Origin of the sequence: Acinetobacter sp. ABJ_C4_1 (genome assembly GCF_044538495.1) — a bacterium.
Taxonomy (GTDB): domain Bacteria; phylum Pseudomonadota; class Gammaproteobacteria; order Pseudomonadales; family Moraxellaceae; genus Acinetobacter; species Acinetobacter nosocomialis_A.
Map to the genome: position 1 here is coordinate 574,109 of NZ_JBIUCQ010000001.1, position 15,997 is coordinate 590,105.

At 37.1% G+C, this 15,997-nt stretch carries 14 protein-coding genes and 1 pseudogene; 8 read left to right on the plus strand and 7 right to left on the minus strand.

Annotation, left to right across the window (positions count from 1 at the left end):
• Positions 1 to 406 precede the first annotated feature (406 nt).
• The 4 genes from ACIF8R_RS02625 (at position 407) to ACIF8R_RS02640 (ending at position 5,199) form a co-directional block, all read left to right on the plus strand.
• Positions 407 to 937, plus strand: coding sequence for a spore coat U domain-containing protein (locus tag ACIF8R_RS02625; RefSeq protein WP_396478889.1), 531 nt, complete (start codon positions 407 to 409; stop codon positions 935 to 937).
• An 86-nt stretch (positions 938 to 1,023) separates the two neighbouring features.
• Positions 1,024 to 1,731 (plus strand): molecular chaperone, encoded by a 708-nt coding sequence (locus ACIF8R_RS02630; RefSeq protein WP_396478891.1) that lies wholly within the window; start codon positions 1,024 to 1,026, stop codon positions 1,729 to 1,731.
• Positions 1,732 to 1,771: 40 nt separating this feature from the next.
• Entirely contained in the window at positions 1,772 to 4,180 is a 2,409-nt protein-coding gene (locus ACIF8R_RS02635) for a fimbria/pilus outer membrane usher protein (RefSeq protein ID WP_396478983.1), read from the plus strand.
• Positions 4,171 to 5,199 (plus strand): spore coat U domain-containing protein, encoded by a 1,029-nt coding sequence (locus ACIF8R_RS02640; RefSeq protein WP_396478893.1) that lies wholly within the window; start codon positions 4,171 to 4,173, stop codon positions 5,197 to 5,199. The genes ACIF8R_RS02635 and ACIF8R_RS02640 overlap by 10 nt, the downstream gene beginning before the upstream one ends.
• A 58-nt stretch (positions 5,200 to 5,257) precedes the next feature.
• Here the strand turns inward: ACIF8R_RS02640 and ACIF8R_RS02645 are convergent, their stop codons facing one another.
• Positions 5,258 to 6,610 (minus strand): PepSY-associated TM helix domain-containing protein, encoded by a 1,353-nt coding sequence (locus ACIF8R_RS02645; protein ID WP_396478895.1) that lies wholly within the window; start codon positions 6,608 to 6,610, stop codon positions 5,258 to 5,260.
• 350 nt (positions 6,611 to 6,960) lie between these two features.
• On the opposite strand from ACIF8R_RS02645, the gene ACIF8R_RS02650 reads away from it, so the two are divergent.
• The 3 genes from ACIF8R_RS02650 (at position 6,961) to ACIF8R_RS02660 (ending at position 9,846) form a co-directional block, all read left to right on the plus strand.
• Positions 6,961 to 7,758 carry an MBL fold metallo-hydrolase gene (locus tag ACIF8R_RS02650; protein WP_396478897.1) on the plus strand — a complete coding sequence of 266 codons (798 nt, stop codon included), beginning with the start codon at positions 6,961 to 6,963 and terminating at the stop codon, positions 7,756 to 7,758.
• 270 nt (positions 7,759 to 8,028) lie between these two features.
• Complete coding sequence (locus ACIF8R_RS02655; protein ID WP_396478899.1) at positions 8,029 to 9,195, plus strand: MFS transporter; 1,167 nt, start codon at positions 8,029 to 8,031, stop codon at positions 9,193 to 9,195.
• 147 nt (positions 9,196 to 9,342) lie between these two features.
• A complete protein-coding gene (locus tag ACIF8R_RS02660) occupies positions 9,343 to 9,846 on the plus strand; it encodes a hypothetical protein (protein WP_002049607.1) in 504 nt (167 codons plus the stop codon).
• Positions 9,847 to 9,900: 54 nt separating this feature from the next.
• Here the strand turns inward: ACIF8R_RS02660 and accC are convergent, their stop codons facing one another.
• The 4 genes from accC to ACIF8R_RS02680 form a co-directional block, all read right to left on the minus strand.
• On the minus strand, positions 9,901 to 11,271 hold the full coding sequence (gene accC, locus ACIF8R_RS02665; RefSeq protein ID WP_263613925.1) for an acetyl-CoA carboxylase biotin carboxylase subunit: 1,371 nt from the start codon (positions 11,269 to 11,271) through the stop codon (positions 9,901 to 9,903).
• 16 nt (positions 11,272 to 11,287) lie between these two features.
• The gene (accB, locus tag ACIF8R_RS02670; RefSeq protein WP_263613924.1) at positions 11,288 to 11,707 is read right to left on the minus strand and encodes an acetyl-CoA carboxylase biotin carboxyl carrier protein; all 420 of its coding nucleotides are present in this window, start codon (positions 11,705 to 11,707) and stop codon (positions 11,288 to 11,290) included.
• A 17-nt stretch (positions 11,708 to 11,724) separates the two neighbouring features.
• Positions 11,725 to 12,180 carry a type II 3-dehydroquinate dehydratase gene (gene aroQ, locus ACIF8R_RS02675; RefSeq protein ID WP_004701126.1) on the minus strand — a complete coding sequence of 152 codons (456 nt, stop codon included), beginning with the start codon at positions 12,178 to 12,180 and terminating at the stop codon, positions 11,725 to 11,727.
• Positions 12,181 to 12,415: 235 nt separating this feature from the next.
• Positions 12,416 to 13,744, minus strand: a complete 1,329-nt coding sequence (locus ACIF8R_RS02680) for a Y-family DNA polymerase (RefSeq protein WP_396478901.1) — start codon at positions 13,742 to 13,744, stop codon at positions 12,416 to 12,418.
• Positions 13,745 to 13,962: 218 nt separating this feature from the next.
• On the opposite strand from ACIF8R_RS02680, the pseudogene ACIF8R_RS02685 reads away from it, so the two are divergent.
• A pseudogene (locus tag ACIF8R_RS02685) lies at positions 13,963 to 14,072 on the plus strand (hypothetical protein).
• Here the strand turns inward: ACIF8R_RS02685 and ACIF8R_RS02690 are convergent.
• Both ACIF8R_RS02690 and ACIF8R_RS02695 read right to left on the minus strand, forming a co-directional pair.
• A complete protein-coding gene (locus tag ACIF8R_RS02690; protein WP_396478903.1) occupies positions 14,069 to 15,088 on the minus strand; it encodes an ABC transporter substrate-binding protein in 1,020 nt (339 codons plus the stop codon). The pseudogene ACIF8R_RS02685 and the gene ACIF8R_RS02690 sit on opposite strands and share 4 nt — an antisense overlap.
• Positions 15,089 to 15,679: an ANTAR domain-containing response regulator gene (locus ACIF8R_RS02695; RefSeq protein ID WP_001125253.1), complete on the minus strand. Its 591-nt coding sequence runs from the start codon at positions 15,677 to 15,679 to the stop codon at positions 15,089 to 15,091.
• Positions 15,680 to 15,997: the final 318 nt, after the last annotated feature.

The following is a 15,997-nucleotide window of genomic DNA, read 5'->3' on the forward strand; positions in this document are numbered from 1 at the left end:
ATATAGAACAAACAAAAGCTTACTTTTTACTCGGTGACTCAAAGGTAAATTTTAATAAATGATAAAATATAAAAAATGATGGTAAAATTTAACTAATGAAATTTTATCATTTTTTATTAAAACTTAATTAAAAAATGAATAAAAGTACCGAAAATCTTTCTAAAAAAATGGTATAGACCACATTAAAAACTATAATTGAGAAATTAATCAAAACTTGAATTATTAATAGATATTTAAAATGAAACAAATGTAAGTTTTTTTGTTGTTTTTTTGTATGATGCGCGGACAGTAGAGTAAAAAAATGACGCTTTGAAAAAACAGTCGAAAAAGCTAGTGATTGGATTGGGGAAGGCTAGTTTTTACATCTATTAATTCTTATTGGCGTAATGTAAAAAGGTTTTCAATCATGAAAAAATCTCTCATCGGTTTATCAGCAATTGCTATGGGTTTAATGTCTATCAATGCCGCAAATGCTGCAACGGCTACTGGTACATTAACTGTTAAGGCTACAATTACAAATAGTTGTGTATTGAATACTTCAGCTACAGGTACAACTGCTAATGCAGTTTTAGACTTTGGTACTTTAAGTTCTCTTGCTAGCAACGTAGATGCAGACACTACAACTACAGGTGGTACTGCAATTAAAGTTCTATGTAACAACACTGTGCCATGGACTTTGGCTTTTGATGCAGGCAAAAATGCTCAAACTACTCAACGCCGTATGATTGGCGGTGCAACAAGTAACGAATATATTCCTTATAACCTTTTCTCTGATACTAACCGTGCAACAGCAATCGGTATTTCAACAGCTGCATACAGCGGTACAGGTATTGGTGCAGTACAAACAGTCAATGTTTATGGTCGTATTCCTGCTGGCTCAACTTTGCCGAGCGCGGGTAGTTATGTTGACACAGTAACTGTGACTGTAACTTATTAATTTAAAAATAAGTTCAATTCGCTGTTGTCGCTAGCTCTTGTTTGAAAGAGCTAGCTTAATTTGAGAAAAGTTGTTCTGGGCAAGTTATGAGAAAAAATATCTTTGTTGTTACAAGTTTATTATTATTTTTGCCTAGTATGCTAAATGCTGCCTCGATACGTCTTTCTCCCGTAAATGTGGAAATATTGAGTGATCAAACAGCATCCTCAATTAGTTTATATAATCAGTCAAATGAAAGTGCTGATTTACAAGTACGTATATTTGAATGGACTCAAAATGCCGGGCAAGATCAATTAATACCTACAGATGATATTGCAAGTAGCCCGCCTTTTTTAAAATTACAACCGAATGATTCTTATAATTTACGGGTAGTTAGAATTAAGCCAGAGCCTATTTCTGGTGAAAAAACCTATCGTATTATTATTGATGAATTACCAAAGCCTGTTGATAGCCGCAAAGCGTCTCAAGGTGTAAATGTATTACTTCGCTCATCATTGCCTGTGTTTATTGTCAATAAAGATGCAATTACGAAACTGAATTGGTCAGTACAACAAGAACAAGATAATGCTTATCTTACGATAAGTAATGTTGGCAATCGCCATGCACTTTTAAATAATTTAATGCTTGTCGATACGACTGCAAATAAAAGTTATCCGATTAAAGTAAATACCGTAAATGGTTATATTCTTTCCGGAAAATCAAGAAACTATAACATTAGCCCAGATTTTAAATTCCAAGCTAGTCATAAATATAATATTTCACTGAATATTAACGGTAAGCAAGCATCTCTATAAAGAGGCACATATGAAATATCTCGTAAGTGCTTTATGTGTTATGTACTTGCCAGTTCATGCTTTTGCTGAATCATTGCAAGATGGCACCAATGTGGCTTTACCAAGCATTCCGGAAGTTGCAAATTCTTCTTATCAGGGTTCTAGTTCTGATAAAGGGTATGTGCAGCTATTTTTAAATATTTCTGTTAACTCAAATACTTCTACGGACTTAATCTCGGTACGTCAGAATCAAGATAAAAAGTTATATGTTCGCGCTCGTGACTTAAAAGTTTTAAGGCTAAAAATGGGTGAGAATGTCCCTGATAGCCAATGGGTGTGTATTAACGAACTTAAAGCAATTCAGTTTAAGTATCTGGAAAATGAGCAGTCTCTAAACTTACAAGTTCCGTCAAGCATGTTAACGGACTACTCAGTTGACTTAACTGGTCAACAGACGACTAACTCCAGTCTGCTAAAAATGAAACCCTTAAATGCTGCACTCCTGAACTACAGCCTGTATCACACCATAACCAATGATGAGAGTATTTTCTCGGGTTCGGCTGAAGGGATTTTTAACAGTGCCATCGGTAATTTTTCATCAGGTGTTTTATACAACGGTAGTAATGAAAATAGTTATAGCCATGAAAAGTGGGTACGACTGGAAAGTAAATGGCAATATGTAGACCCTGAAAAAGTCAGAATATATACCCTAGGTGACTTTATTTCCAATAGCTCTGACTGGGGCAGCAGTGTACGTCTTGCCGGTTTGCAATGGTCGAGTGCTTATACCCAACGTGGTGATATTGTTACCTCGGCATTACCGCAGTTTTCTGGTTCGGCGGCGTTACCTTCAACACTAGACTTATATGTTAACCAGCAAAAAATTTATTCAGGCCTTGTTCCTTCAGGCCCATTTGACATTAAGCAGCTCCCGTTTATTTCTGGAAATGAAGTCACACTGGTGACCACCGATGCGACAGGTCAGCAAAGCATTACCAAAAAACCTTACTACTTTTCATCGAAGATTTTGGCAAAAGGTATAAATGAGTTTTCAGTGGATGTTGGGGTTCCGCGTTATAACTACGGACTGTACTCAAATGATTATGATGATGCCACCTTTGTGTCGGGTGCGATTCGATATGGTTATAGTAATTCACTCACCTTAAGTGGTGGTGCAGAGGCTTCAACAGATGGTCTTTCCAACGTGGGAACAGGTTTTGCCAAGAATGTTTTTGGTGTTGGAGTGATTAATGCCGACGTTGCAGCAAGCCAGTATAAGGATGAAAATGGTTATTCGGCTCTGGTCGGTTTAGAAGGGCGAATTAGCAAGAATATTTCGTTTAATACCAGTTACCGTAAAGTATTCGATAACTATTTTGACTTAGCCCGTGTGTCTCAAATTCGATATTTAAAAGAGAACCAGATTACTTCTGAGCCACAAAATTATTTGAGCTACAGTGCGCTGGCAGATGAGATTATTAGGGCAGGGATTAACTATAACTTTTATACAGGCTATGGTTTTTATGTCGGCTACAACCAAATTAAATATAGTGATAACTGCTATAAGTTGCTATCTGCCAACTTAAGCGGAAGTCTGAACAAGAACTGGGGTTTTTATAGTTCAGCTTATAAAGATTATGAAAACCATAAGGACTATGGCATTTACTTTGCGCTGCGCTATACGCCATCTACCAGAGTGAATGCTATTTCTAGCGTATCTAACGATAGTGGCAGATTGACTTATCGACAAGAAATAAATGGATTTACCGATCCACAAATTGGTTCATTTGGATGGGGTGGTTATGTAGAGCGAGATCAGGATGCACATGCTAACAATGCATCGGTCTATGGCTCTTATCGCGCCCGAGCTGCGTACCTGACAGGTCGCTATAACCGAATTGGAGATAACGATCAAGTTGCACTTTCAGCGACAGGATCATTAGTTGCAGCAGCAGGACGCGTCTTTGCGGCCAATGAAATTGGAGATGGTTATGCTGTTGTCACCAATGCGGGACCGCAAAGCCAGATTATCAATGGTGGGGTAAATTTAGGAGAGACTGATAAGTCTGGAAGATTCTTAATCGCGAACTTAAGACCGTATCAATCCCATCATATCTATCTAGATCCATCTTATTTACCATTGGAATGGGATGTGACAACGACCAACCGAACAGCACTTGTGGGCTATCGCCAAGGTACTCTTGTTGACTTTGGTGCTCATCGGGTTGTTTCAGGATTAGTCAAAGTTGTTGATAAAAATAACTCGCCATTATTGCCGGGTTATAGTGTTCGAATTAATGGGCAACAAGAGGCTGTGGTGGGCTACGATGGCGAAGTATTCGTTCCCAACTTATTACAACAAAACAAACTTGAAGTAGATCTTCTCGATCATGGTACCTGTCAAATTAATTTCACTTATGAAAGTAAGCAATACAGTGCTAAAAAATTGGGGCCTTATGTATGTCAATAAGTGTTGTAAGCCGTAGTTTCTGGATGGTCACTAAAAAGTTTTCATCAGCAATAAAGTATAGTTTAGTTGCCTTATCTTTATTTGTATTTTATGCATTTTTTAGTTCGGCACATGCTGCCTGCACGGTAATTGGAACCACAAATAGTACTTATACTTATACAGCAGCAACGATTAATAGTGATGCAACTATTAATTTCTCGGGAACGATTAGTTGTATTGGTGGGAAGACTACCCCAGAAATATCACCCTATTTGTGCATGAAAACAGTATTTACGGGGGCTACTACCGCGAATAGTAGTGTGACGTTACCTTATACGGTTACGGCAACTGTAGGTGGGGCAGGTTCGACTACCACCAATCAAACGTCAAATGTTTGGTATGGACCCGTGAGAACAGTCGCTACAAACAATATTGTTAGCTACTCAGTTAATATAAAAGTACCCGCCCGATCGGGAACGTTAGTTGCCTATCCTAAAGGAACATATACGGGTACAGTTCAGCTTTATTGGGATATGCAAGCAAGCTCAAGCACTGTATGTGAAGGTAATAGTGGTGGTGGTTGGGACTCAGGTAATACGTCTATCACGGCTAACTATGTTGTACCGAGTTTTTGTCAGTTAGATTCCACATCAAATGTTGATTTTGGCAATATTGACGATGTGAGTACGACTAGTCGTGACTACACCGCTCAAGGTGCGATTAATGCAACTTGCAACAATGGAACACCTTATAGCATTTATTTGGGGGACGGCAATAATCGTATAAGCGGTGGATTTAGACGTATGACCAATGGAAGCAGTCAATACATTCCTTATCAGTTATACAAAGATTCTGCTTATAGTACAGTGTGGGATGCTACAGGAGGAATAACAACGGTGGGTGGTTCTGGAGGGGTAGCAAAGACAGGGTCTGGCACTAGTCAAATTTCAAATGTATATGGAAAAATTCCACAAGGGACTTCTATTTCAAGTACGCCTGGTAACTATTCAGATAGCATAGTTGTTACAGTGACTTATTAATTATTTGCCAACTCACTATTTACTTAATAAGGAGCTGAGTTGGCAATTATCATAAGTTTTAATTGGTTTTTAGAGAGCTTTGTTTTCGTATTAGCAATATAAACAGTGTGATTAATAAGCTAAATCCAAAAATGGGCAAACTAATTCCTAAAATAATAAGTGTAAGTGCCGTGATTATTTTTTGTTGGTTGCTTGCACGCTTCCATACTAATAAAGTTTGGCTAACAAAATGGCTAGTCGTAAGTTTTAAATTAGATGTTTTAAACCAAGCTTTATATGCATAAATAATCATGATGCATAGCCCAAGTGCATATAAAGCCAGTATAAGCTGATTGACCCAACCGAATAACACGCCAATATGAGCATCGACTCCCCAGCGTGTAAGCTTTGCAAATAATGAATAATCTTTAAAAGCTAATTTATCGATGACTTTGTGTTGATGTATATCAATAGCCACACTATCTGCTTGTGTTGGCCATCTGCGCTGTAGTTCAGTAACAGTCCAAGCCTGATTTGCATCAACTGGTGGTTTGATTTGTATTTGTGCTGAATGTATTCCATTTGCTCTAGCAATTGCTAATGCAGAGTCGAATTCGGTTGGCATGATTTCTACATTCGAAGTTTCCATGATCATGCCATGATGTTCTTTATGCTCATCACGAGACATTTTTGGTAATGGGCCATTATTTAAAGTTATGGCTAATGTTGGCGTTTGCCAATTTAACCATTGACGAGCAATACGAATATTATCACCAGCCCATTGGGACCATGTAAGACCCGTAATCGCAATGAACAATAAAAGTGGTAATAAGGTTAAGCCAATAGAACTATGCCACTTTAATAAATTATTTTTATTTGTTTGTCTGATTTTGAAATTTTGACGACGTTTCCACCAACTGTATAGTCCAGTCAGAGTTAAAATGCCCAGCCAGCTTGCAGCAAGTTCACTATAAAAACGTCCCCATTTTCCAAGTAATAAATTACTATGCAATTGATCTAAGAAGGTACGAAACGGTAGCACACCACTGGTTCCATATACAGCAAGTTGACCTTTTATAGAGAGTGTATAAGGGTCTACAAAAACAGCTTCATTATTTAAATGATGAGCCTTATCAGAAAAAATAACTCGTGTTGTTTGTATAGAACTTGGTGCTGGCCTAACTTCTGTAATTTGTGCAGACGCAGGCATAACTTTTTTTGCTGCTTCAACCTGTTGGCTTAGTGGGTAGGTATCTTTATTTAAAGGTTGAACATACAACGTATCTTTATAGATAGATTGTTCTATCTGGGGAGTAATTGCATATAGAAGACCTGTAAACGCCGCAATAAATATAAATGGGGCAATAAAAATACCAGCATAAATATGCACAAGACGGAAAAGACTACGCCAAAAGCTAGGGGTATGAGGCATTTTGAGGAGTATCAAACAAACTTTGGCGTGAAGTATATCTACTTTATTCCTAAATTTTAAAATAATTAAAACATGAGATTATTCTATATATCTAAGTTATTGTAAAAACTGTTTTTTTAACTAAGTAGATTGGATAACTGATATAAGGTTTTGTTATCATGATTTTTCTGAAAATTGGACAAGATTGACTATAGTCGGTTAACGCAAAAAATGTTCAGATATCTTTATGGTGGACGGCTTAAGCAATAGGCTGTTCAAACGACTAATAGAAATAACTTATCAGCCATTAAATTTCTACTAAACTAATAGTTTATAATTAAATTTTATATAATTAAATAATTTATATAGCTATGAAAATTCATCATTTGCGAAGTGCAACTTTTATTATTGAAACTGGTCCTTATTTTATTTTAATTGATCCAATGTTGGGTGCTAAAGGTTCGCTTCCTGCTTTTTCATACTTCCGCTTTAAGGCTAAAAAGAATCCTTTAGTTGATCTACCTTTGAATGCCCAAGAATTATTAAACAAAGTTACCCATTGTCTAATTACACATAGCCAAACTTTTGGAATAAAAGCATTTCAACATACTGATCATTTAGACCAAAAGGGTGAGGACTTTCTTGTTCAAAAGCAAATTCCTGTTTATTCCTTTCAAAATGATGTGTCGTATTTATCTAAATATGGAATGAATGTCCAGGGTGGTATTGATTACTGGAAAGAAATCGAGTTTTTAGGTGGAAGATTAGTTGCCATACCAGCGCGCCATGGTCATGGCTGGATTAGTAAATTGATGGCTAATGGTTGTGGGTTTTATTTAGAATTGCCAAATGAACCTTCTTTATATATTAGTGGTGATACCGTACTGACCAATGATGTTAAAAATGCCTTGCTTAAATTTCGACCTGATATTGCGGTAGTTGCTGCAGGACAAGCGCAAATGGATGCAGGGCAACCAATTCTTATGTCGACAGAAGAAGTACGTGAATTTATAAAGCTTTCACCTAAACATGTTATTGCTAATCATCTTGAAGCATTAAACCATTGTCCAGTAAAGCGGGACGAGATAAAGCAAATTTCTATTGAAATGAATGCTGTTTATCGTGTACAGATCCCTGAAGATGGGCAAACACTTACTTATGTAAATTAATTCAAAATTTAATAAAAGTTGATTAAAGGTAGTTTTTTTATAACTTTATGCTTTGTATTTTGGAAAGTAATAAAGCTATTAGTTTTTCATCTAAATGTTAGAATTGCGATGGTCAGTAAATTGATGTGTATTTCTTACTTAATATGCAATTGATGATGCATCCTTTTTAGGTTGTATGTGTAGATTTTTGAATTGCGAGTAAAGGCTAAAGCAGATATACATATACAACTATCTGAAATTTTAACTCATTGAAGATACAAGGTTTATCAGTTGCTCCCATCACTTACAATCCAAACCAGACTAGGTGGATTCTACTTTTTCTACTATTCCATCGTTGGCACATTCATGCCGTACTGGAATTTATATCTTCAAGACCAAGGATTTAATTATCAGCAGATAGGTGTTTTATCATCTATTGCGATTGTGACACGATTTTTTGCGCCTTTAGTCTGGGGTTGGATCGCAGATAAATCTGGTAAAAGAATGCTTCTGGTGCGGCTCGCAACTTGGATGGAAGCTTGCATATGGTTGGCTATTTTTATAGTTCCTAATACCTTCCAATCTGTCGCTTTGCTCATGCTTATTTTTAGTTTTTTTCAAAATGCAATTTTAGCTCAGTTTGAAGGGGTAACCTTATTTTGGTTAGGTGACCAAAGAGCAAAACTGTATGGCAAAATTCGAAAATGGGGATCAGTGGGATTTATTGTAGGTGTATTTACTATAGGTGCAATTTTAGAAATTATTCCAATTTCTATGTTGCCTATTTTATTACTTGTTATTGCTTCACTTGCATTTATTTGGGCTTTTACGATTCGTGAACCCGAGGGAGCTCCAACTTCGCAAAAGCATTTAGAGCCTTTATTGCCTGTGTTGAAGCGTCCAGAAGTTGCTGCTTTTTTTGCAATTGAATTTATTCTTCTTTTTTCACATGCGCCTTTTTATAGTTTTTATAGCAATTTTTTAAAATCTTTAAATTACAGTACGACTGAGATTGGCTTTTTATGGGCAATGGGAGTGATGGCCGAAATTGTAATGTTTGCATTTGCTACCACATTTTTTAAATATTTTTCTTGGCGAAGTCTTGTTGCCATATGTTTAGTTTTAACAAGTATACGCTGGTTATTGGTTGCCGTGTTTTCTCATTATTTTATAGGACAGCTATTTGCACAGTGCTTACATGCTTTTAGTTTTGGCTTGTTTCACCTTATTGCAATGCGGCTTATTTTCCAAAACTTTTCAATCGGGCAACAAGGGCGTGGTCAAGCTTTCTACAGTACCATGTGGGGGCTTGGAGTGGCATCTGGAAGTATTTTGGCTGGACATTATTGGAAAATACTTACTGGTGAACATATTTTTATGATCGCTGCTTTAGTCGTGCTTTTAGGGTTGTGCTTTGTATTTTGGCTCCCTAAACAAATTGAAAAACCTGCTTCTTAATTGAGAACATTACTAAAATTGTTAGCCATAGGTAGTTAAAGATAAAAATTGTTTGAAGAGAAGTATCGGTTCGTTACTGTTGAAAAATATTGTTTTTATATGGTTATGAAACAATGTTTTTCTAAAAAAATGTGCTAACTTAAACCCATGCGTTTAATGATTAATAAATCTATGAAAAATATTTATATTATGGGATTATTATTGGCTTGTTCTGGTTTTGCTATGGCTGAGACAGTGACTCAACAGCCAACAGAACAACCTGTTCGCACTGCAAGTAATCCTAACGCTATACGTATTGTTACTCGTCCTGAAATTATGGGATTGTGGGGAATGGAGATTCCAAATAATAAGAAATGTGTAGAGTACTATAACTTCCGTAGTAGTAATGATGTGGTGATTAAAAGCGGTGAAGAATGGTCATATGGTATTTATGAATACCAGCCATCGGACGACCCTAAAGAGCAGCTATCAGCCTTAGTGATGCAAATTAAATTTGATAATAATAAAGTCGATTGTTCTGGTCAGCAGCAAGATCAGACTGGTGATGTTTCCCAATATTTTGTGCAATGGAAAAATGACCATACCATCAATTTTTGTTCAACTGCTAAAGGTGAGCAATGTTTTGCAACACTACGTCGCATGTTGCCATAATTTGAAATAGATATAAAAAAGCCTCTTATGTAAGAGGCTTTTTTATTATGCATATTATGCAGTTTCAGCTTTCTTTTCTTCTTCCACTTTTTTCAACAAGTGTTTTTCAAGGTAATGGATGTCCATTGCTTGTTCACAGAAGTTTTTGTCTTGCAAGATAAGATCTTTGTGTAAAGGAATATTAGTTTTAATTCCTGTAAGGATCATTTCATCTAACGCTTGACGCATACGCGCAAGCGAAGTTTCACGATCTTTACCATGAGAGATCAATTTTGCAATCATTGAATCGTAATAAGGTGGAATGCTGTATCCAGGATAGATATGAGAATCTAAACGAATACCAGCACCGCCTGGTGCATAGAAACTTTCAATTTTACCTGGTGAAGGTAAGAATGTTGTTGGATCTTCAGCATTGATACGACATTCAATAGCATGGCCACGCACTTCAATATCTTCTTGTTGAAGTTCTAAGCCTAAACCAGCTGCAATACGTAATTGCTGCTCAATGATGTCAACACCAGTCACCATTTCAGTTACAGGATGTTCAACCTGAACACGAGTATTCATTTCGATGAAGAAGAACTCGCCATCTTCGAACAAGAATTCAAATGTACCAGCACCACGATATTGCATGAGCTGACATGCGTGAACACAAGCTTCTAAAATATCAGCACGTGCTTGTTCTGGTAGATTTGGAGCAGGAGCTTCTTCTAACACTTTTTGGTGACGACGTTGTAATGAACAGTCACGATCATATAAATGAATCGCATGGCCATTACCATCACCTAAAACTTGAACTTCGACATGGCGAGGTTTTTGTAAGAAGCGTTCCATGTATACAGTATCATCACCGAACCACATTTCTGCATCACGTTGAGCTGCTTGAACTGACTCAAGTAATGTATCTACGCGTTCAACAATACGCATACCACGACCACCACCACCAGCTGCCGCTTTAACAATAAGTGGGAAGCCGATTTCTTTAGCTTCAGCTAAAGCGTTGTGGATGGTTACTGCATGGTCACAACCAGGTACTGTAGGTACACCAGCTTTTTTCATTGCAACAATTGCAGAAACCTTGTTACCCATTAAACGAATATGTTCTGGGCGAGGGCCAATAAATGTGAAGCCTGAGCTTTCTACAATTTCAGCAAACTCGGCATTTTCCGAAAGGAAGCCATAGCCTGGGTGAATTGCATCAGCACCAGTAATTTCTGCAGCAGTAATAATTGCTGGGATGTTTAAATAGCTGTCACTACTTGCACCCGGACCAATACATACTGCTTCATCAACGAAACGTAAATGCATCAAATCTTTATCAGCATCTGAATAGATACCGACAGTTTTGATTCCTAATGTTTTGCAAGCCCGAGTAATTCGTAAAGCGATTTCACCACGGTTTGCAATTAAAACTTTTTGCAACATAGTTGTCCCCGAGGTATTACGCGCGATAACGGAATAAAGGTTGACCGAATTGGATCACATCACCGTTTTTCACTAAAATTTCTTCAATCACGCCGCTTTGAGTTGCTTCAATCGGGTTCATGATTTTCATTGCTTCGATAATACCCAAAGTCTCACCAGCAGATACAGTTTGACCTACTTTAACAAATGGTGCTTCGCCTGGGCTTGGAGCAGCATAGAACACACCAACCATAGGAGAAGTTTCAACTGCTCCACGTGGAGTTTTTGCAGCAGGTGCTTCAGCAACAGGAGCTGCTGGAAGTGCTACACCAGCCGCAGCAACGACAGGATTGCGACGAGTTAAAGCGATCGATTGATCACCTTCTTTAACTTCAATCGCTTGCAAGTCAGACTCAATCATTAAATCGATGAGTTTTTTAATTTTGCGGATATCCATGGGCGACTATTCCTGAACTAGTTTGGGTTAGATGGTTGAATTTTTTCAATAGCGTAATCGAGTGCAAAGCTATAACCTTTTGCACCTAAACCACAAATCACGCCAATTGCTTTGTCTGATAAATAAGAGTGGTGTCTAAACGCTTCACGTGCGTGAACATTTGATAAATGTACTTCAATAAACGGAATGGCAACGCCAAGTAGGGCATCACGTAAAGCAACTGAAGTATGGGTAAGAGCAGCAGGGTTAATAATAATAAGTTTTACGCCTTCTGTTTGTGCCTGATGAATACGGTCAACAATGGCACCTTCCCAGTTGCTTTGAAAAGTATCTAGTGTAATAGAGGCTTGTTTAGCTTGAGCAATAAGTTGTTGGTTGATATTGTCTAGGGTAAGATGACCATATACTTCTGGTTCGCGTTTTCCCAGCAAATTCAAATTCGGTCCATGAATTACCAAAATGGTCGAACTCATTCAGATTGCTCCAGCTCTAAAGTTGCAAATAATCTTTGCAAGATGTCTGCAAAGTTTGCTTATTATGGCATATGTTTCTACAAGTTTTTTATAATTTCTTTTAATTGTCGCAGAAAGGGTACACCAAATTCGGCTTATATATTGTAAATTTTGCGACGAATTAGCAATGTTAAAAAATGACAAAATTTCAAGTAATTTAACGGAGCTTATTTTAAACCGAATTGACAAAAACAGTTCATGTATTTTGTGTAACGACGGTATGGGCATCTTCAATTGTTAACATTTCATTCCAGCGAGTTAGATAGTTTTTTGAGCGATGGCATTGTTTCATTTGCCAAGATGGATTACGCGAGTGATACCCCACTTGTAAATAATGACTACCAAAACGCTTACGGACCGTCCCCAAAGTTTCCATCAATTGTTGTCTTTGATGAATAAGTTCCAGAGGTTGCCATAAATCATCAATGTGTTGTTGACGCGCGTGTAGACCACAAAATAATACTCCAATTTTTATATAACTTTTATTTTCTTTATATAAAACATCAATTTGCTGCATTGCTGCTTTTGTTAGTATGCATAAATCATCTGTTGCATAGTGAAGACCAATGGCTTGAGACGTGGCTTTTTTATAAGGTGGCTTATCGGTTTTCTCATAAAGCATGACCTGAATGCAGGCACAAAGTTGTTCTTGTTTCATTAAACGGCGATGCGCTCGATTAAGATGAAAAATAAGTGCTTGTTTAATAATCTCAATGCTGGATAAAGCTTGAGCAAAACTTCGTGATGCTAAAATCCGTTTAGTTGGAATGGCAGGATCATCAAGTTCAATACATGATTGGCCTTTTAGCTCACGAATAGTGCGTGCCATGACCACAGAAAATGCCTTTGCCATATGGTGTTCATTGGCAAAAGTTAAGTCTAGGCATGTGTACACCTCATAACTTTGTAGCTGTTTGACTAATTGATAGCCGATTCCCCATACCTCTTTGACTGATGTCTGTTGCATGAGGTCTTCCATAATTAATGGATCTAAGGTGATGAAATTACATACTCCTTTAAAACTTTTAATTTTCTTAGCATAGTGATTGGCAAGTTTTGCTTGTGTTTTTGAATATCCAATTCCAATACAACAAGGTAAACCTAACCATTGGAGGATAGTCTTTCTCACCTCACTGCAGTAATCTGAGGTATCGATAGATTGAAGGTAAGGGGTGAGATGAATAAAGCATTCATCTATAGAGTATGCTTCTATATCATCTGGAGAGAAAAATTGTCCGAGGACAGCAAAAAAACGACGGGACATCTCGGCATATAAAGTGTAGTTGCTTGAATAAACTTGAACACCAGCTTCTAAAGCATCTTTCTCAATTTGAAACCACGGTACTCCCATCTTAATACCTAAAAGTTTTGCTTCTTCGCTACGTGAGACCACACAGCCATCGTTGTTAGATAAAACAACTACAGGTTTATCAATGAGTTTGGGGTTGAAAAGTCGCTCACAGCTGACATAGCAATTATTGATATCAACCAGTGCATAAACTTCGCGGTGTGAGATTTCTCTCATTATTTCATCCCCCAAATTCATCAACTCAAAATACATATTTTGAATTTGTAACATAATCAAGTTAACAAAATTATAGACAGATATCTAGGGGAGTTCTGGTTGTTCGTCGAAATTATGAAAAGGCTGTAAAAGGAATGAATTGTCAGTTATTGATATGGAAATGTCTGAAAATGATAAGTTTTAATTGGTTATGATCGAAACCATAAGAGCTATATTTAATGGATGGGTTGAGTCCTTTAAATATAGTAATGCGTATAACGCATTTGTCTTATGGGTCTTTCAAGCTGTCTTTGTTATAAAAGACAGCTTTTTTTTTATGATGATTTAAGTATTTCTTAGCTTGGCTTGATTGTAGCAATCGAGATTAATGCACTGATCACTTAGTTCTATGATTTGAGTAGGGGATAAATGAAGTTTCTCCCATTTTTGCATTTGTTCAAATAGCCAGTGGAAATCTTCAGGTTGTGGGGCAGCATTTTCTTTAACCAAGTGCTTTACAATATTTTGAATCATATAATATTTATCGACATGTACTTCTTCAGAACATTGAAAGCGGACAATTCCAAAATCGACCAACAACTTTAAGACAGGTACAAAATCTTTCAAATCACTTAATTCCCTTTGAGCTTTCATAATTGCCGTGGTGAGTGCAATTAAAGTTTGAGGATGTTGTTCAGCCCACTCTTGAGTTACTGCGAGAACTTTATCTGCCACATTGGGAATAATGTCCTGACTTGAGCATACGATTTTACTTAAGCCTAAAAGTTCACCTTGAGTATTCCACGGTTCTCCTACGCAAAAACCATCAATGACATGGTTATCTAAAGCTTCGACCATATACGGTGGTGGAAGGGCTTTGAGTTTGAGTGTTTGAGCTATTTTTGAGTCTGCCAAAGCAAGCCATTCTCTTAAACAATAGTGATGGATTGAATGTTTAAATACATGGGCTAATGACAGAGCATTATCTTCTTTAATGTAGCTCGTCACTTTTTGAGCTGTTGTTTTTGCATCCTCATTCTCATTAATGGCCAGTTGATGAATTAATTTCTGGCTTAAGCTTATAAAGGCACGGTTTTTACTTAAAATGAGAGGGGTTTGTAGTGCAATACCAATTTGGTCTGCACCCACGGCTGCTGCAGGCAGCATGGCTGATAAACAATGTGCGGCATCTAATAGCCCAAAAGCCAAACGGTCGCGTAGACTTGCCCATGATGCTTCTTTAACTAAAGTAACATCTAAACCGACTTCTTCGAAAAAACCTTGCTGTTTTGCCCAAAGCAATGCAAGACAATCAAGTAAAGGAATATAGCCGAGTTGCAATTGAGTCTTTTCTAATTTGCTCATTTATTCATCCTTTAGTTGATCATTTAGTAATTTTTGAGCGTCAAGTAAACGCCGTGCCATTTCTCCAATCGTTATACGGTGACTCATGGCATTTTTTCTGAGTAATTGAAAAGCTGTGTCTTCAGGTAAGCCATGCAGTTGCATGAGTAGCACTTTGGCCTTTTCAACATCTTTACGATCTGCCAGTTTGGTTTGAGCTTCTTTTAAGTCACCTTCGAGCTTTTTATGTTTTTTATATTGCTCAATTGAAATCTCTAAAATGGTATGTAAGCGGGCGGGGTCTATGCCATCTACAATATAAGCCGTTACGCCTGCATCTATAGCTTGTTTGATGGTGTCTTTATCTGAATTTTTAGTGAATAAGACAGTGGGTAGGTCATAGCTACTCACACAACTTTCAATAATGTCACGATGGGGATGATCCATATCGAGCAAGATGACATCGGCTTGTAAATCTTCAAGACGAAAAATATTTAAGTGGTCCAAAGTAAGGCAGGCAACCACTTCAAAGTCATTTTCAAGCAGACTATTTTTTATATAGTCGGCCCGCGCATGATCATCATCGATAAGAGCTATTTTGAGTTTTGGCATAAGTTCAGAAAATCAGGCTAAGAAAATGCGCCAATTCGACGCGTTTTTTGTTATCAATTTTTAAGCAAGATTAGTGCCATCCAAAATTAAACAAAAAATCAGGCATGAGTGGTCCTTTACTATGCTAAAGCATTGTTTTGATCAATATTGGTGCAAAAAAGCGATTCATTTTGTGGCAAAGCTTATTTTTATTTAAACCATATAGACGAGCAGCAATAGTGCAGGGAAAATTAAATATTCTTTTTGGATAAAAATGGGTTTTATTTTAAGTATTTGAAAATAAAAATAAAAAATTATTAATTTTAATTTTAAAAAGAA